Here is a 20,095-nt window from a genome sequence, read left to right as displayed (position 1 = left end):
CTGCTGTGCGAACGGCACCACACGAAGGTGCACCACGGGTTCCGCGTCGAACGCCGACCCGACGGCCGATGGCGCACCTGGCGGCCCGACGGCACCGAGCTCCTCGTCCTGCCCCGCACCACCGCCGACCCGGCCAACTCCCGAGCCGGCTGACCGGTCACGCCCGCTCGACCTCCACACGACCGCGCTCCGCCCGGGGCCGGGGCACGCCACCAGGGGGCACCGGCTGCGAGGACGGCACCCGGCCCCGGCCGCCCCGGCCGATACGGTGTCCGGCGTGCAGCTCACCGTCGTCGACCACCCGCTGGCCCGTGCCCGTCTGTCCCGGATGCGCGACGAGCGCACGGACAACGCCATGTTCCGCGCCGCGCTCCGCGAGCTGACGCAGATGCTGGTGTACGAGGCCACCCGCGACCTCGCGATCGCCGAGGAGCCGATCACCACCCCGGTCACCACGACCACGGGGTACCGGCTGGCCGCCCCGCCGCTCATCGTCCCGGTGCTGCGCGCCGGCCTCGGCATGGCCGACACCGCGCACGGGATGCTGCCGGAGTCGCAGATGGGTTTCGTCGGGCTCGCCCGCAACGAGGAGACCTTCCAGCCCGAGGCCTACATGGCCTCGCTGCCCGAGAGCCTGGTGGACCGCGACGTCTTCGTCCTCGACCCGATGCTCGCCACCGGCGGTTCGCTGGTGCACTGCTGCGAGCTGCTGACCGCCCGCGGCACGACGTCGATCACCGTGCTCTGCGCCCTGGCCGCCCCCGACGGGCTGCGCCGGCTCGAGGAGAGCGGCCTGCCGCTGCGGGTGTTCACCGCCAGCGTCGACGAGGGGCTCAACGACAAGGCCTACATCGTCCCGGGCCTCGGCGACGCCGGCGACCGCCAGTTCGGCGCGGTCTGACCGTGCGCTTCGGGCTGCTCGGCACCGGCCACTGGGCCAGGGCGGTGCACGCCACCGCGCTGGCCGCCCACCCGACGGCCGAGCTCGCCGGGGTGTGGGGCCGGGACGCCGGGCGCGCCGACGCGCTGGCGGCGGAGTTCGAGGTGCCCGGGTACGGCGACGTCGACGCGCTGCTGGCCGACGTGGACGCCGTCGCCATCGCGCTGCCCCCGCACGTGCAGGCGCCGCTCGCCGTGCGCGCGGCCGAGGTGGGCAAGCACCTGCTCCTGGAGAAGCCGATCGCGCTGGACGTCGCCGCGGCCGACCGGGTGGTCGACGCGGTGCGGGCGGCCGGCGTCGCATCGGTCGTCTTCTTCACCTTCCGCTTCCAGACGGCGACCTCCACCTGGCTGACGCAGGCCGCGCGCACCCGTCTCGCCGGGGGAGCGGGCTCCTGGCTCTCCTCGCTCGCCGGCACCCCCTTCGCCGCCTCGCCCTGGCGCCAGGAGCACGGCGCGCTGTGGGACATCGGCCCGCACGCGCTGTCGGTGCTGGTGCCGGCACTCGGGCCGGTCGTCGCCGTGCAGGCCGGGGCCGGGCTGCTCGACACCGTCCACCTGGTGCTCACCCACGAGTCGGGGGCGGCCTCGACCGTGACGCTGTCGCACACGGTGGCGCCCATGTCGGCCGGCATCGAGTTCTACGTGCACGGCGACGCCGGCCGGCTGGTCCTGCTGCCCGACGTCGAGGCCCCGGTCGAGGCGTTCGGCGTGGCCGTCGACGAACTGACGTCGGCGGCCGTCGCCGGGGGCACCCACCCCTGCGACGTGGGCTTCGGCCGCGACGTCGTCGCCGTCCTCGCCACGGCCGCCCGGGCGCTCGACTCCGGCTGCCGGGAACCCGTCGGGGCGTGACGGCTCGCCCTCAGGGGCGGGCCACCCGGTGGCGGAGCATGACGGTCCCGTTGCCGAACCGGCGGGTCTCCAGCAGTTCCAGCCGGGTGCGGTCGTCCGCGTCCGCGAAGAGCCGCCGGCCGCTGCCGAGCAGCACGGGCGCCACGTAGAGCCGGTACTCGTCCACGAGGTCCAGCCGGCGGAAGGTCGCGGTCAGGTCCGGGCCGCCGAGCACCATGTCGCCGCCGGGGAGCTGCTGGAGCGCCCGGATCTCGTCCGGGTCGACCGCGTGGCGGACCTCGGTGGCCCACGGCACCTCGTCGCGGGTGCGGGAGAACACGATCTTCGGCATGGCCCGCCAGATGCCGGCGAACTCCTTCTCCGGGGCGGAGGCGGCCGGGTCCTCGTCGGCCGTCGGCCAGTACGCGGCCATCAGCTCCTGGGTGACCCGGCCCTCGAGGAAGGCGCTCGCCGCCGCCAGCTGGGCGTTCATCCAGCTGTGCAGCTCCTCGTCGACGAGGTGCCAGCTGATGTCGTGGTCGGGGCCCTCGAAGAACCCGTCGAGGGACACCGACAGGTGGACGACGATCTTCCGCATGCTTCCTCCGCTCGTGGCCAGGCCTGGCGAGAGGGGAGACCGCGCGCGGCGACGGAACTGAGCGGTGCCGGGCGCCTCGATGTCAGAGGCCGAGCGCCGCCGACATCTCCGCGCGCAGCTGGTCCAGCTCGTCGGCACCCCGGCCGCGGGCGGCGATCAGCCCGGCGTCGTCGTGCACCGGGACCACCGTCTCCAGGTAGGCCTTGAGCTTGGGCTCGGTGCCGCTGGGCCGGACGATCACCCGGACGCCGTCGCCCAGCAGCCGCACGGCGTCCACCGGCGGCTCCCCGAGCGCGAGGTCGGCGAACTCCACCGGCCGGCCCAGCAGGGTGGCGGGCGGCGCCGAGCGCAGCCTGGCCATCGCCCCGGAGATGACCGACAGGTCCTCCACCCGCACCGAGAGCTGGCCGGTGGCGAACAGCCCGTGCTCCCGGGCCAGCTCGTCGAGCCGGTCCAGCAGCGTGCGGCCGGCGGCCTTGAGCTCCGCCGCGAGCAGCGCGACGGCGGCTGCCGCCGAGATGCCGTCCTTGTCCCGCACCACCGAGGGCGCCACCGAGTAGCCCAGCGCCTCCTCGTAGCCGTACACCAGGGGGGCCGCCTCCGAGCCGGCCCGCATGATCCACTTGAAGCCGGTCGGCGTCTCCTCCGACGGCACCCCGTGCGCCTCGGCGACGACGTGCATCAGCGAGCCGCTGACCAGCGACGAGGCGTACGTGCCCCGCACGCCGCGGCGCAGCAGCCAGTCGGCCAGCAGCGCCCCCACCTCGTCGCCGGTGAGCTGCCGGCCACCGACGACCACCGAGCAGCGGTCGGCGTCGGGGTCCTCGGCGATCGCCACGTCGGCGCGCACCCGGTCGGCCAGGGCCAGCAGCAGGTCCACCGCCCCGGGCTCCTCCGGGTTCGGGAAGGCCACGGTCGGGAAGGCAGGGTCGGGGGCGTCCTGCTCCGGCACGCCCACCGGCGCAGGCAGCCCCGCGGCCGCGAAGACCGCGCGCGTCGTCCCGGCGCCCACGCCGTGCATCGCGGTGTAGGCGACGGTCAGCGCCGAGCGGACGTCGGCGGGCACCCGCTCCGGGTCGACCGCCCGCACGACGGCGCCGACGTAGTCGGTCTCGACGTCGTCCCCGAGCGTCAGCCAGTCGTCGGAGCGCGGCACGTCGCGCGCGCTGCCCACCGCGGCGATCGCGGCCTCGATCTCCCGGTCGGCCGGTGGCACCAGCTGCGCGCCGTCGCCGAGGTACACCTTGTAGCCGTTGTCGTCGGGCGGGTTGTGGCTGGCGGTCACCATGATCCCGGCCGCGCACCCCAGGTGGCGGACGGCGAAGGCGAGCACCGGCGTCGGCAGCGGGCGGGGCATGACCTGCACGGCGAAGCCCGCCCCGGCCAGCACCTCGGCGGAGACGCGGGCGAACTCGTCGGACCGGCGGCGCGCGTCGAAGCCGATCACCACGCCGCCGCCCGCGTGCCCGGACGCCGTCAGCCAGGAGGCCAGCCCCGCGGCCGCACGGGTGACGACGGCCGCGTTCATGCCGGCCGGTCCCGCGCGCAGCGGGCCGCGGAGCCCCGCCGTCCCGAAGGTGAGCGGGCCGGCGAACCGGCGGGCGAGCTCGGCGGTGTCCCCGGCGTCGACCAGCGCCAGGATCTCCGCGCGGTCGCCCTCGTGCGGGTCGGCCGCGGCCCAGGCGCGGGCGGCGTCGAGCAGGTCCTGCGTCATGCCGTGACGTTCTCCGCGTCGAAGTCGGCGGTCGTGTACTCGCCCCCGACCCGGCGGTGCACCGGGTCGGCGAGGTCGGGCTCCCCGTGGGCGGCGACCAGCGCGGCGGCGTGGCCCTCGGCGTCGTCGGTGGAGCGGTAGCCCAGCGCCTCGGCGGCGGTGAGGTCCCACCAGCGGCGGGTGTTGTCCGACACCCCCCACACCACGCGGAAGCCCGGCGACGGCGCCCGCAGCGCGGCGTCGACCAGCGCGACGGTGTCGGCGGGGGAGAGCCAGGTGGACAGCTGGCGGGTGGTGGTCGGCTCGGCGAAGGCGCTGCCGATGCGCAGGCAGACGACGTCCAGGCCGTAGCGGTCGGCGTACAGCGAGCCGAGCGCCTCCATCGCGACCTTCGAGACGCCGTAGTAGGTGTCGGGGCGCGGCGGCGCGTCCTCCTCGCGGAGCAGACCGTCGGCCGGGCGCTCGGTGTACCCCGAGGCGTGGTTGCTGCTGGCCAGCACCACGCGCCCGACGCCGGCCCGCCGGGCGGCCTCCAGCGCGCAGTAGGTGCCCTCGATGTTGGCGTGCGAGATCGCCGCCCAGGTCGACTCCCCGGAGATGCCGGCGAGGTGGACGACGGCGGACGTGCCGCGGGTGGCGTCGGTCATCGCGGCCAGGTCCGTGACGTCGGCGACGAGGTGCTCCTCGCCGGGTCGGGGCTCGGGCACCGCCACGACGTCGAGGCTGCGCACCGCCCAGCCGCGCTCGGGCAGCCCTCCGCGCAGGACCGTGCCGATCCGCCCGGCTGCGCCGGTGACCAGGACGGGCCCGGTCACGGGAGGCGCTCGATCAGCTGCACCAGCAGGGCCCCCAGCCGCCCGGCGGCCGCCTTGCCCGCCGCCAGCACCTCCTCGTGGTCCAGCGCCTCCCCGGTGATCCCGGCCGCGGCGTTGGTGACCATCGACAGGCCGAAGACCTCCGCGCCGGCGGCCCGCGCGGCGATCGCCTCCAGCGCGGTGGACATGCCGACCAGGTCGGCGCCGAGCGTCCGCAGCATGCGGATCTCCGCCGGCGTCTCGAAGTGCGGGCCGGGGAGCTGGGCGTACACCCCCTCGGCCAGCGACGGGTCGAGCTCCCGGGCGATCGCGCGCAACCGCGAGGAGTAGAGGTCGGTGAGGTCGACGAAGTTCGCGCCCACGAGCGGCGAGCGCGCGGTGAGGTTCAGGTGGTCGGAGATCACCACGGCCTGGCCCACCCGGTGCTCGGGGGCCAGCCCGCCGGCGGCGTTGGTCAGCACGACGGTCCGCACGCCCGCGGCGACCGCCGTGCGGATGCCGTGGACCACGGGCTCCACGCCGCGCCCCTCGTAGTAGTGGGTCCGGCCGAGGAACAGCAGCACCTTGCGCTCGCCCACCCGCACCGAGCGGATCTCGCCGCCGTGCCCGAGGACGGTGGGGGCGGCGAAGCCGGGCAGGTCGCCGATCGCCACCGATCCCGCGGTCTCGCCGAACGCGTCGGCCGCGGGCGCCCAGCCCGAGCCCATGACGACGGCGACGTCGTGCGGACCGCCGAGCGCGGTGGTCAGGGCGTCGGCGGCCTGCGCGGCCAGGGCGGTGGGGTCGGTCCCGGGGAGCTCGCTCACGCAGGGACGCTAACGCAGCCGCCGGGAACGGGCGCCCGCCCGGCGGCCGGAGCGCGTCGGGCGGGGGACGACGCCGCCCGGTGGGGGAGCGCGGTCGTCCCTAGACTGCCGGAGTGGAGATCCCCTTCCGTAGCTCCGGTCGCGCCAGCCTCGGCGTGGAGTGGGAGCTCCAGCTCGTCGACCGGGAGACCCGCGAGCTCGCCCCCGGCGCCGTGGAGATCCTCGAGGCGCTGCGCCCGGACGGGGCCGAGGAGCACCCGAAGGCCAAGCACGAGCTGCTGCAGTCGACGGTGGAGATCATCACCGGCGTCTGCACCACGGTCCGCGAGGCCAAGGCCGACCTCGCGGGCACCCTCGCCGAGGTCGTCGCCCAGGCCGACCGGCGGGGGCTCGGGCTGCTGTGCGCGGGCACGCACCCGTTCACCGACTGGCAGACGCAGGAGATCTCGCCCAAGGAGCGCTACCGGGAGCTCGTCGAGCGCATGCAGTGGCTGGCCCGCCGGCTGCAGATCTTCGGGGTGCACGTGCACGTCGGCGTCCGGGCGCCGGAGAAGGTCATCCCGATCGTCAACGCGCTGTGCCAGTACGTGCCGCACTTCCTGGCGCTGTCGTCGTCCTCCCCGTTCTGGGTGGGCTGCGACACCGGGCTGGCCTCGGCGCGCACCAAGATCTTCGAGGGGATGCCGACCGCCGGGCTGCCCTTCCAGCTCGACGACTGGGACGAGTTCGAGGAGTACATGGAGACGCTCATCTCCACCAGGAGCATCGAGAGCGTCCGCGAGGTCTGGTGGGACATCCGCCCGCACCCCGACTTCGGCACCGTCGAGCTGCGCATCTGCGACGGGCTGCCCACGCTCGACGAGGTGGGTGCCGTCGCCGCCCTGGCGCAGTGCCTGGTGGAGCAGTTCGACACCCAGCTCGACCGCGGCTACACCCTGCCCCGCCCCGAGGAGTGGGTCGTGCGGGAGAACAAGTGGCGGGCGACCCGCTACGGCCTCGACGCCGAGATCATCGTCGACGAGCACTACGTCGTCCGGCCGGTGCGCGACGCGATCACCGAGCTGGTCGAGGAGCTGATGCCCACGGCCAAGCGGCTGCACTGCGAGGCAGAGCTCTCCGACGTGCTGCGCATCCTCGAGGTCGGGGCCTCCTACCAGCGGCAGCGGGCGGTGGCCCTGGCGCACGACGGCGGCCTGGCGCCGGTCGTGGACGGCCTGCTGGCCGAGCTGCGGGACGGCCTGCCCACCTCCGGCCCCGCGGGCCGGCCCGACGGCCCGGTGCCCGGCCCGGCCGAGTGCGCGGGCGGTCACGCGGCATGACCCCGGTCGTCGAGAAGCTGGGTGCGGCGGTCGACGAGTGGGTCGCCGCCAACGGGCCCGCCCTGTCGGCCACGCGGCGGCACCTGCACGCGCACCCCGAGCTCGGCTACGCGGAGTTCGAGACGACGTCCTTCCTCGAGGAACGGCTGCGCCACCACGGGCTGACCCCGCGCCGGCTGCCCACCGGCACCGGCCTCACCGTCGACGTCGGGGCGGGTGGGGGGCCGGTGGTCGTCCTGCGGGCCGACATCGACGCGCTGCCCCTGAAGGACCTCAAGGACGTGCCGTACGCCTCCACCCGCGAGGGTCTGGCCCACGCCTGCGGCCACGACGTGCACACGACGGTGGTGCTCGGCGTCGCCGTCGCGCTCGCCACGCTCGACGGGCTGCCCGGCACCGTCCGCTGCGTGTTCCAGCCCGCCGAGGAGACGGTGCCGGGCGGGGCCACCGAGGTGGTCGCCTCCGGCGTGCTCGACGGGGCCTCGCGTGCCTTCGCCCTGCACTGCGACCCGTCGATCCCGGCCGGGAGCATCGGGCTGCGCACCGGCGCCATCACCGCGGCCTGCGACCGGATGGACGTCACGCTCACCGGGCCGGGTGGGCACACCGCCCGGCCGCAGCTCACCGTCGACCTCGTCGACGCGCTCGGCCGGCTCATCACCGACGTGCCGGGGCTGCTCTCCCGCCAGGTCGACCCGCGGACGGGGATGTCCCTCGTCTGGGGGGCGGTCAACGCCGGCGTCGCGGCCAACGCGATCCCGCAGCGCGGCACGCTGCGGGGCACCGTCCGGGTGCTGGACCGGGACGCGTGGAAGGGGGCCGAGGAGCTGATGCGCTCGCTGGTGGGGCGGGTCGCCGCCGCCACCGGCGCGGAGGTCGACGTCGACTACATCCGCGGGGTACCGCCGGTGGTCAACGACCCCCGCGCCGTGGCGTTGCTGCGATCGGCCGCGCTGGCCACCGTGGGCGCGGAGAACCTGGTGCTCTCGCCGCAGAGCATGGGCGGGGAGGACTTCGGCTGGTTCGCCGACGTCATGCCGATCGCGCTGGCCCGGCTCGGCACCCACGGCGGGGGCGCCCCCCTCGACCTGCACCGGGGCACCTTCGACGTCGACGAGCGCGCCATCGGCGTCGGCGTGCGGCTGCTCGCCCGCACCGCGCTGCTCGCCCTGGAGGCCGACGCCGAGCCGTCCCCGGGCAGCTCAGGGGCACCCCCTCGCACGCGGAGACCGGCCCCCGGAGACACTTCTGCCCGACGAGCCGTCGACGAGAGGCGGGAACCGCAGGATGAGCACGACCGACGAGACGACCGGCCAGGGGCCGGCGGCGGCTGACGCCGAGGTGCCCGCCGAGCACGCGGTCCCGGAGGACCTGGCGCTGGCGGCCGAGTTCGACGCGGTGACCCGCGACCAGTGGCGCGAGCTGGTCGCGGGTGTGCTGCGCAAGGCCGGGCGCGAGGACCTGCCCGACCCGGTCGAGGACGCGCTGCGCCGGCCGGTCGCGCCGGGCGTGACGGTGGCCCCCCTCTACACGGCCGAGGACGCCGGCGACCTCCCCGCGGGCGTCGGCGTGCCCGGCCTGCCGCCGTTCGTGCGCGGCGCCCGACCCGCCGGCGGGCCGGCCGGCTCGGCCGAGGTGACCGCCTCCGGGGGCGCCGAGGGCGGCGCGTCCGGCGGGTGGGACATCCGCCAGCGGCACGCGCACCCCGACGTCGCCACCACCAGGGAGGCGATCGCCGCCGACCTGGAGAACGGCGTCACCTCGCTGTGGCTGGTCCTCGGCGAGGGGGCGATCCCCGTCGACGCGCTGGGCGAGGTGCTCGCCGACGTCTACCTGGACCTGGCGCCGGTGACCGTGCAGGGCGGGCAGGCGGGCGCGGAGGCGTTCCTCGACCTGGTCGAGGGCCGCACCGACCTGGCGTCCGGCGGCTCGCTCGGCCTCGACCCGCTCGGCGTCGAGGCCGCCTCGGGGGAGAAGCAGGCCCTCTCCGGCCTCGCCGGGATCGCCCGCCGCGCGGCGGCGCTCAGCACCGGCCCCCACCCGACCCTGCGGACCGTCGTCGTCGACGGCACGGTCTTCCACGACGCCGGCGCCTCGGTGGTCGAGGAGCTCGGCTGCTCGCTGGCCGCTGGCGTGGCCTACCTGCGCGCGCTGACCGACGGCGGGCTGACCGTCGACGAGGCGGCCGCCCAGCTGGAGTTCCGCTACGCCGCCTCGGCCGACCAGTTCACGACCATCGCCGCGCTGCGCGCCGCCCGCCGGCTGTGGGACCGCGTCGGCGAGGTCAGCGGCGCCTCGCCCGGGGCCCGGGCGCAGCGGCAGCACGCCGTCACCTCGTCGGTGATGACGACCAGGCGCGACCCGTGGGTCAACATGCTGCGCACCACGGTGGCCTGCTTCGCCGCCGGCGTGGGCGGCGCCGACGCGGTGACCGTGCAGCCGTTCGACGCCGCCCTCGGCCTGCCCGACCCCTTCTCCCGCCGCATCGCGCGCAACACCCAGAACCTCCTCGTGGAGGAGGGGCACCTCGGCCGGGTGCTCGACCCGGCCGGCGGCTCCTGGTACGTGGAGTCGCTGACCGACGAGCTGGCGCGGGCGGCGTGGGAGTGGTTCACCGAGATCGAGCGGGCTGGCGGGCTGTCGGCGGCGCTGGCCTCGGGCCTGGTGCGCGACCGGATCGCGCAGGCGTGGGACGCGCGGGCGCAGCGGCTGGCCACCCGCGCCGACGCGATCACCGGCGTCAGCGAGTTCCCCAACCTGACCGAGAGGCTGCCCGCACGGCAACCGGCCGCCGACGTGCTGCCGGCCACCGGCGGGCTGCCGCGGGTCCGGGCGGCGCAGGAGTTCGAGGCGCTGCGCGACGCGGCCGACGCCGCCGAGCAGTCGACGGGGACCCGCCCGTCGGTGTACCTCGCGACGCTCGGCCCGATCGCCCGGCACACCGCCCGGGCGACGTTCGCGGCCAACCTGTTCCAGGCCGGTGGCCTGGCCACCCCGTCCGGGGACGGCGCCGGCGGGCTGGCCGACGCGGGCACGACCGTGGCCTGCATCTGCGGCACCGACAAGGACTACGCCGAGCACGCCGCCGGGCTGGCGGCGGAACTGAGGGCGGCCGGCGCCACGCAGGTGTGGCTGGCCGGCAAGCCCGACCTCGCCGTCGACGGGGTCGACGGGTACGTCTTCGCCGGGTGCGACGCCCTCGCGGCGCTCCGCACGGTGCACGAGCAGCTGGGAGGAACGGCATGAGCGCGATCCCCGACTTCGGCGACGTCGAGCTGGGCGCGCCCTCCGCGGGCGCCTCGGCCGGTGAGTGGGCCAAGGCGTTCGAGGAGGCGACCGGTCGCAGCGTCGAGGAGGCCGCCTGGGAGACCCCGGAGGGCATCTCCGTCCCGCCGCTGTACACGCCGGCCGACCTCGACGGGCTGGACTTCCTGGAGACCATGCCCGGGCTGCCGCCGTTCCTGCGCGGCCCCTACCCGACGATGTACACCACCCAGCCGTGGACGATCCGCCAGTACGCGGGCTTCTCCACCGCCGCGGAGTCCAACGCCTTCTACCGGCGCAACCTCGCCGCGGGGCAGAAGGGGCTGTCGATCGCCTTCGACCTGCCCACCCACCGCGGCTACGACTCCGACCACCCGCGGGTACCGGGCGACGTGGGCATGGCCGGGGTCGCGATCGACTCGATCCTGGACATGCGGCAGCTGTTCGACGGCATCCCGCTGGACCGGATGAGCGTCTCGATGACGATGAACGGCGCCGTGCTGCCGGTGCTCGCGCTCTACATCGTGGCGGCCGAGGAGCTGGGGGTGGAGCCGGGGCAGCTGACCGGCACCATCCAGAACGACATCCTCAAAGAGTTCATGGTGCGGAACACCTACATCTACCCGCCCAAGCCCTCGATGCAGATCATCAGCGACATCTTCGCGTTCACCTCGCAGCGGATGCCGAAGTTCAACTCGATCTCGATCTCGGGCTACCACATCCAGGAGGCCGGGGCGACGGCCGACCTGGAGCTGGCCTACACCCTCGCCGACGGCGTCGAGTACCTGAAGGCGGGGCAGGCCGCCGGCATGGACGTCGACGCATTCGCGCCCCGGCTGTCGTTCTTCTGGGCCATCGGCATGAACTTCTTCATGGAGGTCGCGAAGCTGCGGGCGGGGCGGCTGCTGTGGGCCAAGCTGGTGCGCGAGGCCGGGGCGCAGAACCCCAAGTCGCTGTCGCTGCGCACCCACTCCCAGACGTCGGGCTGGTCGCTCACCGCGCAGGACGTCTACAACAACGTCGTCCGCACCTGCCTGGAGGCGATGGCCGCCACCCAGGGGCACACCCAGTCGCTGCACACCAACGCCCTCGACGAGGCGCTCGCGCTGCCGACGGACTTCTCCGCCCGCATCGCGCGCAACACCCAGCTGCTGCTGCAGCAGGAGTCGGGCACCACCCGCGTCGTCGACCCCTGGGGCGGCTCGGCCTACGTCGAGAGGCTCACCTACGACCTGGCCCGCCGCGCGTGGGCGCACATCCAGGAGGTCGCCGAGCACGGCGGCATGGCGCAGGCCATCGACGACGGCATCCCGAAGCTGCGCATCGAGGAGGCGGCGGCCCGCACCCAGGCCCGCATCGACTCCGGGCGCCAGCCGGTCATCGGCGTCAACAAGTACCGGGTCGACGCCGACGAGGCCATCGAGGTGCTCAAGGTCGACAACGCCGACGTCCTGGCCCAGCAGAAGGCCAAGCTCGAGCAGCTGCGCGCCGACCGCGACGACCGGGCCGTGACCGAGGCGCTGGGCCGGCTCACCGACGCCGCCCGGGCCGCCGCCGAGGGGCGCCGCGGCAACGACCTCGACGCCAACCTGCTCAAGCTCGCCGTCGACGCCGCGCGGGCCAAGGCCACCGTCGGGGAGATCTCCGACGCGCTCGAGGCGGTCTACGGCCGGCACGCCGGGCAGGTGCGCACCATCTCCGGCGTCTACCGCGACGAAGTCAATTCTGGAGGGCATGGAATGCCCGGTCCGATGGAGGAGACGCGCCGGCTGGCCGAGGAGTTCGCCGAGGCCGAGGGCCGCCGGCCGCGCATCCTCGTGGCCAAGATGGGTCAGGACGGGCACGACCGCGGCCAGAAGGTCATCGCCACCGCGTTCGCCGACCTCGGCTTCGACGTCGACGTGGGCCCGCTCTTCCAGACCCCCGACGAGGTCGCGCGGCAGGCGGTCGAGGCCGACGTGCACGTCGTCGGCGTCTCCTCGCTCGCCGCCGGCCACCTCACGCTGGTGCCGGCGCTGCGGGACGCGCTGGCCGCGCTCGGGGCCGACGACGTGCTGATCGTGGTCGGCGGCGTCATCCCGCCCGACGACGTGCCGACGCTGAAGGAGATGGGGGCCGCTGCCGTCTTCCCGCCCGGCACGGTCATCGCCGAGGCGGCGCAGGAGCTGCTGCGGACCCTGTCGCAGCGCCTCGGCCACTGATGGGTCGGCCGATCGACGTCCCGGCGCTGGTCGAGGGGGTGCTGGCCGGGGACCGCCGGGTGGTGGCGCGCGCCATCACGCTGGTGGAGTCACGCCGGGCCGACCACCGCGAGAAGGCGCAGGAGCTGCTGGTCGAGCTGCTGCCGCACGCCGGGGGAGCGCGCCGCGTGGGGATCAGCGGCGTGCCCGGCGTGGGCAAGTCGACGTTCATCGACCAGCTCGGGGTCGACCTCACGGCGGCCGGCTCGAAGGTCGCGGTGCTCGCCGTGGACCCGTCGTCGGCCCGCTCGGGGGGCTCGATCCTCGGGGACAAGACCCGGATGGCGCGGCTGGCGGTCGACCCGCAGGCGTTCATCCGGCCCTCGCCGACCTCGGGCACGCTCGGCGGGGTGGCGCAGGCGACCCGCGAGTCGATGGTCGTCGTCGAGGCGGCGGGCTACGACGTCGTGCTGGTGGAGACCGTCGGCGTCGGCCAGTCGGAGATCACCGTCGCGGAGATGGTCGACTCGTTCCTCTTCCTCACCATCGCGCGCACCGGGGACCAGCTGCAGGGGATCAAGCGCGGCATCCTCGAGATCGCCGACGTGATCGCGGTCAACAAGGCCGACGGGCCGGCCGCCGCCGACGCCCGCAAGGCCGCCCGGGAGCTGTCCCAGGCGATCCGGCTGCTGCGCGGGCGCGGGAACGGGTGGGACGTGCCGGTGCTCACCTGCGCCGGGCTGACCGGCGAGGGCCTGGACGAGGTGTGGGCCAAGCTCGTCGAGCACCAGGAGCGGGCGAAGGTCTCGGGGGAGTTCGACGAGCGGCGGCGCGCCCAGCAGGTGCGCTGGACCTGGCAGCTGGTGCGCGACGGCCTGGAGCACCAGCTCCGGGCGCACCCGGGCGTGCGCGCGGCCGTCCCCGACCTGGAGAAGGCGGTGCTCGCCGGCGAGCTCACCCCGGCGCTGGCCGCCCGGCAGATCCTGGACACCTTCCGCGCCTGACCCGCACCTTCCCCCGCGGTGACGGCGCGACGACCGCTCGAAGCGGCGCAGGACCGGTCACGGCGCCATGATCACCGGGGCAGGAGAACTCAGAAGGCGCTGCGGCAGTCCCGGGAGCGCAGCTCGCGCACGTAGTCGTCGGGTGCACCGGCAGCTTCCGCGGCGTCGGCCATGGCCCCCAGGTGCCGGGCGGAGGGCAGCCCGCCCTCGAAGGCGTCCAGCACGTAGACGTAGGCCACGACGTCACCGCCCAGGGTGTGCACCCGCAGGTGCACCCGGCGGTAGAGCCCGGAGTCGGCGCCCTCCCACGCGTCCAGGGCCCGCTCGTCGGCCTCGGTGAGGTCGTAGAGCGCGACGAACACGCCGGGCGAGTCGTCGTCCGCGGGGACCAGGGTCGCCAGGGCGCCCTCCCAGCCCAGTTCCTCGCCGCCGAACGTCAGCCGCCAGCCGCGGATCCAGCCGGTACCGGTGTGCGGGGACGACGGACACCGGCGCAGCATCTGTGCCGGGTCCATGTTCGACCCGTACGCGGCGTAGAGGCCCATCCCGGCGAGCCTAACCGGGCGGCCGGGACCGGGCGGTGGCGCCGATCCGCACCGCGGCGGGGACAATGGCGGGGACGGACCGCTCGGCAACGGAAGATGGAGCCATGACCCGCATCGTCATCATCGGTGGTGGCCCGGCCGGATACGAGGCCGCCCTGGTCGCCGCGCAGCTCGGTGCGCAGGTCACCGTCATCGAGCGCGACGGCATCGGTGGCGCCAGCGTGCTCACCGACTGCGTCCCCTCCAAGGCCCTGATCGCCGCGGCGGGCGCGATGACGTCGGTGCGCGACTCCGCCGTCCTCGGCGTGCACGGCGCCGAGCTCGCGACCGTGAGCCTCGACCTCCCGGCGGCCAACCAGCGGGTCAAGAACCTGTCGATGGCGCAGTCGGCCGACATCCACGCCCGCCTGACCGCCGAGGGCGTGCGGATCGTCGCCGGGCGCGGCCGGCTCGCGGACGAGGAGCCCGGCCTGGCCGCGCACGCGGTCGAGGTCCTCGACGACGACGGCACGGTCACCGAGGAGATCGCGGGCGACGTCGTCCTCATCGCCACCGGCGCCGACCCGCGGGTGCTGCCCGGCGCCGAGCCCGACGGCGAGCGCATCCTCGACTGGCGCGACGTCTACGACCTGCAGGAGCCCCCGGAGCACCTGGTGGTCGTCGGCTCGGGCGTCACGGGCGCGGAGTTCGCCTCCGGCTACCTGGAGGCCGGGGTGCCGGTCACCCTCGTCTCCTCCCGCGACCGGGTCCTGCCGGGTGAGGACTCCGACGCCGCCGAGGTCCTCGAGCAGGTCTTCCAGTCCCGCGGTGGCCGCCTGGAGCGCGGCCGGGCCGCAGCGGTGACGCGCACCGAGAAAGGCATCGCCGTCGAGCTCACCGACGGGCGCTGCGTCGAGGGGTCGCACGCCCTCATGACCGTCGGCACCGTGCCCAACACCACCGGGCTGGGGCTGGAGCGGGCCGGCGTGCAGGTGACCGAGTCCGGGCACGTCGTCGTCGACCGCGTCTCCCGCACCTCGGTGCCGGGCATCTACGCCGCCGGCGACGTCACCGGCGTCTTCCAGCTGGCCTCGGTGGCCGCCATGCAGGGCCGGATCGCCATGTGGCACGCCCTCGGCGAGGCGGTCGCGCCGATCAAGCTCAAGACGGTGGCCGCGAACGTCTTCACCCACCCCGAGATCGCCACCGTCGGCGTGCAGGAGAAGTCGCTCGCCGAGAACGCCGACGTCGAAGCGGTGCGGCTGCCGCTGGCGACCAACGCCCGCGCCAAGATGAGCGACCTGCACGACGGGTTCGTGAAGCTCTTCGCGCGGCGGTCCACCGGCGTCATCGTCGGCGGCGTCGTCGTCTCCCCGGGGGCCTCGGAGCTCGTGCTGCCGATCGCGCTCGCCGTCACCAAGGGGCTGACGGTGGACGACCTGGCGCAGACGTTCGCCATCTACCCGTCGCTGTCGGGGTCGATCACCGAGGCGGGGCGCCGGCTGATGGGGGCCGACGACCTGGCCTGACGACAGCCGGGGGAGCATCGCAGCGAGGGACGAGCGAGGAGCGGACCGAGGCGCGGAGCCCGGCCCGACGCCCCGGCGCAGCCCGCCCCCGGGGCGCCGGGGGTCCGTGCGGCTGGTGTGACGGGAGTTCGGCTCAACATCGCCGATCCGGTGCCGATGCGGCCCCGGCCCGCCGAGTCAGGGGTCGATGTCTCCTGACCACGACCCCCGTCGTCCCCGCGGCCGCCGTCGTCCCGCCCGCCCGCTCGGGCTGGCCGGCGCGGTCCTGGCCGCCGCGCTCGGCGTCGTCGCGGTGCCCGCGGTGGCCGCCGCGGACAGCGGGACCGCCACGGTCCGGGGCGAGCTCGTGCACGTCTGGGCGGAGGGCGCCGAGGGGCACCACGCCGAGGGGGCCGACGACGCCACCCGGCTGAGCTGGGTCGCCACGGCCGAGGGCGCGGTGCGCGTCCCGGCCGAGCAGGTGGCCGACGTCCCGGCCGGTGCCACGGTCGAGCTGACCGTCGGGCATCCGGTGGAGGACGAGGCCAGCGCCGACGGTCACGACCCGGCCCGCACGGTGCTGGAGAGCGACGTCATCGCCCCGCCGCCGGTGACCGGGACCGAGCCCCAGCCCGTGCCGCGGGGCGGCCTGACCAACGAGGTCACCGTCGTCCTGGTCGCGCCGGCGGGGACGGACCCGGACGGCACGCAGCTGGGCGACGTCGTCTCGACGGTCGACGGCCCGGTCGCCCGGTTCTGGTCCGAGCAGACCGGCGGGGCCATCGCCCTCGGCGTCACCGGCCGGCACGGCTGGGTGCGCACGACCGCCGGCTGCGGGGACCCGCAGGCGCTCTGGGACGAGGTCGCGGCGTCGGTCGGGTTCGCCGCCGGCCCCGGCAGGCACCTGGTGCTCCGGCTGAGCGGCCAGGCCGCCGGGCTGCCGGCCTGCTCCTACGCGCTGGCCCAGGTGGGCACCTCGCCGGCGTCGGGCGGGCGGCTCTACGTCCGCGACGGCGGCGCCTCGGTGCTCGCCCACGAGCTCGGGCACAACTTCGGCCTCGGCCACTCCTCGGGGGAGCAGTGCGACGGCGCGGTGGAGGGTGGCACCTGCCGCACCGCCGGCTACCGCGACTACTACGACGTGATGGGCGCCTCCTGGGCCCAGCTCGGCTCGCTCAACGCCGTCCAGGCCGCCGCGCTCGGGGTCCTGCCCGGGGACGCCCAGCGGACCGTCTCGGTGGGGGAGGGCGCCACCAGCGTTCGCCTGGCGCCGCTGGCCGGCGGTACCGGGCTGCGGGCGCTCCGGCTGGTGGACGCCGAGGGCGTCGCCTACTGGCTCGAGTTCCGCGCCCCGACCGGCCGCGACGCGTGGCTCGGCATCCGGGACAACGTCTACCGTCTCGACGCCGGGGTGCTGCTGCGCCGGACGGGCCAGTTCCCCGACACCTCGCTGCTGCTGGACGGCACGCCCGGCCCGGCCGACCGCTGGGAGGCCGACCTCCAGTTCGCGCTGCCGTCCGGGATCGCGGTCCCGCTGTCCGGGGGCGACTTCACCGTCGCCGTGCGGGACGTCGACGCGGGCGGGGCGGTCGTCGACGTGGTCCCGGCGCCACGGCCCGCCACGGCGGCCGCCGCGGCGCCGGATCAGCCCGGCCAGGGCAGCGGCTCCCGGCTCGGTGCCGTGGCCGGGGCCCCGGTCGGCGACGCCGGGCCGGCCGCGGCGGCCGAGCCGGAGGTGGCGGCGCAGCCGCCGGTGCCGTGGGCGCCGGCGGTCACGATCGCGGTGCCGCAGCGCGGCGTCCCGCTCGAGCCGGTCGCGGACAGCTCGAGCTCCTTCGGCGGCCTGCTGCTGCCGGGCGCCGCGGCGGCGCTCACCGGTGCGGCCCTGCTGCTGGTCCAGGCGCTGCGCCGGCATCGCCTGCGCGGGTGATGCGCCCCACATCCGGATCCAGTTCCGCCGTGGCCCCGCCGATGTGCTGGGAGTAGTCCCCCCGGCCCAGGAGCTCCGCGTGCGCGACAGCCACCGATCCCGACACCTGCGCGCGTCCGTCCTGGTCGCCGCCGGTGCCGCTTTCCTCACCGTGTTCGCCGCCCCGGCGACCCAGGCGCAGGACGACACGGTCACCCCCGGCGAGACGGTCGTCGGCGAACTCGTCCAGGCGTACGCCGATCCGGCCGTGGCCCCCGAGAGCGGGCACGTCCACGAGGACGGCGAGCACCAGGACGGCGGGCACGGGGCCGGGCTGCTCAGCTGGGTCCGCACGGACGACGGTGACGCCGTCCGGGTGTCGACCGCGGAGCTCCCGCCGGTCGAGGTCGGCTCCACGGTCGAGGTGACCGTGGGGGACGAGGTCGTCGACGAGGCGTCCGAGCAGGGCATGGAGCCGGCGCGCGAGGTGCTGGCCACCGAGGTGCTGGCCGCGCCGGAGGAACCGGTCGCGGCGTCCACCACCAGCACGACCACGGTGAACCACCCCGTGACCGTGGTGATGCTGCAGCCGGCCGGCGCCACCCGGGACGGGACCACGCTGGCGCAGGTCGAGAACGCCGTCAACGGGTCGGTCGCCGACTTCTGGGCGGAGCAGACCGGCGGCGCCGTCCGCCTCGGCACGGTCGCCGGCTTCGACTGGACGACCCAGTCCACGACGTCGTGCACCGACCCCTTCGCGCTCTGGAACGAGGCGGCGGCCCGGGCGGGGTGGACCTCCGGCCCCGGCAAGCACCTCCTGGTGTACGTCCCCGCCGGCTCGCCCGGCTGCTCCCACGGCCTCGGCACCATCGGCAACGGACTGGGCTCGGGGGGCCTGGCCTACGTGCAGGCACCCGGGCTCGCGGTCATCGCCCACGAGTTCGGCCACAACTTCGGCCTCGGCCACTCCTCCCGCCGCCAGTGCGACGGCGTCGTGGTCGGTGGCCCCTGCCAGATCACCGGCTACGACGACATGTACGACGTGATGGGGATCGACTGGGGGCCGGTCGGGTCCCTCAACGCGCCGCAGGCCGCCCTGCTGGGCGTGCTCCCGACGGGCACCCCGAGCTTCTCGGCGGGCGCCGCGACCACCCGGTTCACCCTCTCGCCGGTGGGCAGCCGCACGGGCACGCGGGCGGTCCGGCTCGTCGACGCCGACGGGGTCGTGTACTGGCTGGAGTACCGGACGCCCACGGGGCGCGACAGCTGGCTCGGGACGTCGACCAACTGGCCCGGCCTGCAGAGCGGGGTCCAGCTGCGCGAGTCCACCGACGCGCTCGGTGACACGTCCTGGCTCCTGGACGGCACCCCGTCCGGGCAGGCCGACTGGTACTCGGACGCGGGCGTCGTCATCCCGCAGGGCACCCCGGTCACCTTCGGCCGCGCGCCCTTCGCCGTGACGGTCCTGGAGGCGACGAGCTCCTCCGCCGTCGTCGAGGTGGTCGCCGGTGACCCCGTCGAGCTGGCCTACCAGCGGCTCGGCGGGGCCGCGGTGCTGGGCGCCGCGACGACCGGCAAGCTGTGCGGGCTCCGTGACGGCGGCTGCTTCACCCACTACGAGCGGGGATCGATCTACTGGTCGCCGGCCACCGGGGCGCGCGGCGTCATGCACTCGCCGCGGGACCGGTGGGCCTCGCTGGGCTGGGAGAACGGGCTGGGCTACCCGGTGACCGACACGGTCTGCGGGCTGCGGGGCGGCGGCTGCTTCCAGCACTTCCAGCGCGGCTCCCTGTACGCGACCGGCGCCCAGGCGCGGGCGTACCTCACCCAGGGGCGCACGCGGGACCGGTGGGCCGCGTCGGGCTGGGAGAACGGCCTGCTCGGTTACCCGGTCTCCGACACGGTCTGCGGGCTCCGCGACGGCGGCTGCTTCCAGCACTTCCAGGGCGGGTCGGTGTACTCGTCCGCCGGCACGGGGACGCGGTTGATCGGCACGGCGGTCCGGCAGCGCTGGGCGGCGACGGGCTGGGAGAACGGCCGGCTCGGCTACCCGGTGGGCGACCAGGTCTGCGGGCTGCCCGACTCCGGCTGCTTCGTGCACTTCCAGGGCGGGTCGGTCTACACCTCGGCGTCGACCGGGGCGCACGACCTGGTCGGTCCGGTCCGCGACCGCTGGGCCGCCTCCGGGTGGGAACGGGGGCCGCTCGGCTACCCGGCCGGCGACACCGTCTGCGGCATCCGGGGCGGTGGCTGCTTCCAGCACTTCCAGCGCGGCTCGGTGTACTGGTCGCCGGCGACGGGGGCGCGGCTGGTCGACCCGGCCACGCGCGGCGTCTGGGCCGCCTCGGGCTGGGAGAACGGCGCCCTGGGCTACCCGGTGACCGACCAGGTCTGCGGGCTGCCCGACTCCGGCTGCTTCGTGCACTTCCAGGGCGGGTCCGTGTACACCTCGGCGAGCAGCGGGAGCCACGCCGTCGGGGGCTGGGTGCGCGACGCGTGGGCGTCGCTCGGCTGGGAGCGCGGCCTGGGGTACCCGGTGGAGGGGCGGCGCTTCTTCACCGACGGCGAGTCCCAGCGGTTCCAGAGCGGGACGCTGCGGCTGGACTACCGGACCGGTCAGGTGCGAAGGATCTGAGCACGAGGGCCCGCCGGCGCAGGTGCGCCGGCGGGCCCTTCCGCAC

The 20,095-nt window shown here is 75.6% G+C and carries 15 protein-coding genes and 1 pseudogene; 11 read left to right on the top strand and 5 right to left on the bottom strand.

What is annotated here, in order from left to right; genetic code table 11:
- The 3 genes and pseudogenes from E9565_RS09300 to E9565_RS09290 form a co-directional block, all read left to right on the top strand.
- Positions 1-153: pseudogene (locus E9565_RS09300) on the top strand (endonuclease); the annotation flags it as partial.
- A 124-nt stretch (positions 154-277) separates the two neighbouring features.
- Positions 278-901 carry a uracil phosphoribosyltransferase gene (upp, locus tag E9565_RS09295; RefSeq protein WP_236826614.1) on the top strand — a complete coding sequence of 208 codons (624 nt, stop codon included), beginning with the start codon at positions 278-280 and terminating at the stop codon, positions 899-901.
- Between the two features lie 2 nt (positions 902-903).
- Positions 904-1,794, top strand: coding sequence for a Gfo/Idh/MocA family protein (locus E9565_RS09290; RefSeq protein ID WP_236834754.1), 891 nt, complete (start codon positions 904-906; stop codon positions 1,792-1,794).
- A 10-nt stretch (positions 1,795-1,804) separates the two neighbouring features.
- On the opposite strand, the gene E9565_RS09285 is transcribed toward E9565_RS09290, so the two are convergent.
- The 4 genes from E9565_RS09285 to E9565_RS09270 form a co-directional block, all read right to left on the bottom strand.
- Positions 1,805-2,371, bottom strand: coding sequence for a dihydrofolate reductase family protein (locus tag E9565_RS09285; protein WP_236834752.1), 567 nt, complete (start codon positions 2,369-2,371; stop codon positions 1,805-1,807).
- A gap of 82 nt (positions 2,372-2,453) precedes the next feature.
- Positions 2,454-4,085: a phospho-sugar mutase gene (locus tag E9565_RS09280; protein WP_236826617.1), complete on the bottom strand. Its 1,632-nt coding sequence runs from the start codon at positions 4,083-4,085 to the stop codon at positions 2,454-2,456.
- Positions 4,082-4,900, bottom strand: a complete 819-nt coding sequence (locus E9565_RS09275; RefSeq protein ID WP_236834750.1) for an NAD(P)-dependent oxidoreductase — start codon at positions 4,898-4,900, stop codon at positions 4,082-4,084. The genes E9565_RS09280 and E9565_RS09275 overlap by 4 nt, the downstream gene beginning before the upstream one ends.
- The gene (locus E9565_RS09270; protein ID WP_236826619.1) at positions 4,897-5,706 is read right to left on the bottom strand and encodes a purine-nucleoside phosphorylase; all 810 of its coding nucleotides are present in this window, start codon (positions 5,704-5,706) and stop codon (positions 4,897-4,899) included. Before E9565_RS09270 ends, E9565_RS09275 begins: the two co-directional genes overlap by 4 nt.
- 113 nt (positions 5,707-5,819) lie before the next feature.
- Between E9565_RS09270 and E9565_RS09265 the strand changes: the two genes are divergently transcribed.
- Genes E9565_RS09265 through meaB form a run of 5 tightly spaced genes read left to right on the top strand, consistent with a single transcriptional unit; the run spans position 5,820 to position 13,473 of the window.
- The gene (locus E9565_RS09265) at positions 5,820-7,025 is read left to right on the top strand and encodes a glutamate--cysteine ligase (RefSeq protein ID WP_236834748.1); all 1,206 of its coding nucleotides are present in this window, start codon (positions 5,820-5,822) and stop codon (positions 7,023-7,025) included.
- Positions 7,022-8,359 carry an amidohydrolase gene (locus E9565_RS09260; protein ID WP_236826621.1) on the top strand — a complete coding sequence of 446 codons (1,338 nt, stop codon included), beginning with the start codon at positions 7,022-7,024 and terminating at the stop codon, positions 8,357-8,359. Before E9565_RS09265 ends, E9565_RS09260 begins: the two co-directional genes overlap by 4 nt.
- Positions 8,313-10,271 (top strand): methylmalonyl-CoA mutase family protein, encoded by a 1,959-nt coding sequence (locus E9565_RS09255; RefSeq protein WP_236834746.1) that lies wholly within the window; start codon positions 8,313-8,315, stop codon positions 10,269-10,271. The genes E9565_RS09260 and E9565_RS09255 overlap by 47 nt, the downstream gene beginning before the upstream one ends.
- Entirely contained in the window at positions 10,268-12,490 is a 2,223-nt protein-coding gene (scpA, locus tag E9565_RS09250; protein WP_236834744.1) for a methylmalonyl-CoA mutase, read from the top strand. The genes E9565_RS09255 and scpA overlap by 4 nt, the downstream gene beginning before the upstream one ends.
- On the top strand, positions 12,490-13,473 hold the full coding sequence (gene meaB / locus E9565_RS09245; protein WP_236834742.1) for a methylmalonyl Co-A mutase-associated GTPase MeaB: 984 nt from the start codon (positions 12,490-12,492) through the stop codon (positions 13,471-13,473). Before scpA ends, meaB begins: the two co-directional genes overlap by 1 nt.
- An 89-nt stretch (positions 13,474-13,562) precedes the next feature.
- On the opposite strand, the gene E9565_RS09240 is transcribed toward meaB, so the two are convergent.
- On the bottom strand, positions 13,563-14,018 hold the full coding sequence (locus E9565_RS09240) for a gamma-glutamylcyclotransferase family protein (RefSeq protein ID WP_236826625.1): 456 nt from the start codon (positions 14,016-14,018) through the stop codon (positions 13,563-13,565).
- Positions 14,019-14,122: 104 nt separating this feature from the next.
- Here E9565_RS09240 and E9565_RS09235 point away from each other — a divergent pair, with 104 nt between their 5' ends.
- From E9565_RS09235 to E9565_RS23170, 3 genes are all read left to right on the top strand, one after another.
- Complete coding sequence (locus E9565_RS09235) at positions 14,123-15,526, top strand: NAD(P)H-quinone dehydrogenase (RefSeq protein WP_236826626.1); 1,404 nt, start codon at positions 14,123-14,125, stop codon at positions 15,524-15,526.
- A gap of 187 nt (positions 15,527-15,713) precedes the next feature.
- Complete coding sequence (locus tag E9565_RS09230) at positions 15,714-17,435, top strand: reprolysin-like metallopeptidase (protein ID WP_236834740.1); 1,722 nt, start codon at positions 15,714-15,716, stop codon at positions 17,433-17,435.
- Positions 17,436-17,514: 79 nt separating this feature from the next.
- Positions 17,515-20,049 carry a hypothetical protein gene (locus E9565_RS23170; RefSeq protein ID WP_236834738.1) on the top strand — a complete coding sequence of 845 codons (2,535 nt, stop codon included), beginning with the start codon at positions 17,515-17,517 and terminating at the stop codon, positions 20,047-20,049.
- Positions 20,050-20,095: the final 46 nt, after the last annotated feature.

The sequence above is a fragment of the Blastococcus sp. KM273129 genome, from assembly GCF_021698995.1.
In the GTDB taxonomy this organism is placed as follows: Bacteria; Actinomycetota; Actinomycetes; order Mycobacteriales; family Geodermatophilaceae; genus Blastococcus.
Note: the sequence above shows the minus strand (reverse complement) of the source record. Positions and strands in the feature narration are given on the sequence as shown.

Bases quoted from the DNA above. Each gene is read 5' to 3' on its own strand.
- E9565_RS09280 (WP_236826617.1), bottom strand. From the start codon at position 4,085: ATGACGCAGGACCTGCTCGACGCCGCCCGCGCCTGGGCCGCGGCCGAC.
- meaB (WP_236834742.1), top strand. From the start codon at position 12,490: ATGGGTCGGCCGATCGACGTCCCGGCGCTGGTCGAGGGGGTGCTGGCC.
- E9565_RS09235 (WP_236826626.1), top strand. From the start codon at position 14,123: ATGACCCGCATCGTCATCATCGGTGGTGGCCCGGCCGGATACGAGGCC.
- E9565_RS09240 (WP_236826625.1), bottom strand. From the start codon at position 14,018: ATGGGCCTCTACGCCGCGTACGGGTCGAACATGGACCCGGCACAGATG.
- E9565_RS09255 (WP_236834746.1), top strand. From the start codon at position 8,313: ATGAGCACGACCGACGAGACGACCGGCCAGGGGCCGGCGGCGGCTGAC.
- E9565_RS09285 (WP_236834752.1), bottom strand. From the start codon at position 2,371: ATGCGGAAGATCGTCGTCCACCTGTCGGTGTCCCTCGACGGGTTCTTC.
- E9565_RS09230 (WP_236834740.1), top strand. From the start codon at position 15,714: ATGTCTCCTGACCACGACCCCCGTCGTCCCCGCGGCCGCCGTCGTCCC.
- E9565_RS09260 (WP_236826621.1), top strand. From the start codon at position 7,022: ATGACCCCGGTCGTCGAGAAGCTGGGTGCGGCGGTCGACGAGTGGGTC.
- scpA (WP_236834744.1), top strand. From the start codon at position 10,268: ATGAGCGCGATCCCCGACTTCGGCGACGTCGAGCTGGGCGCGCCCTCC.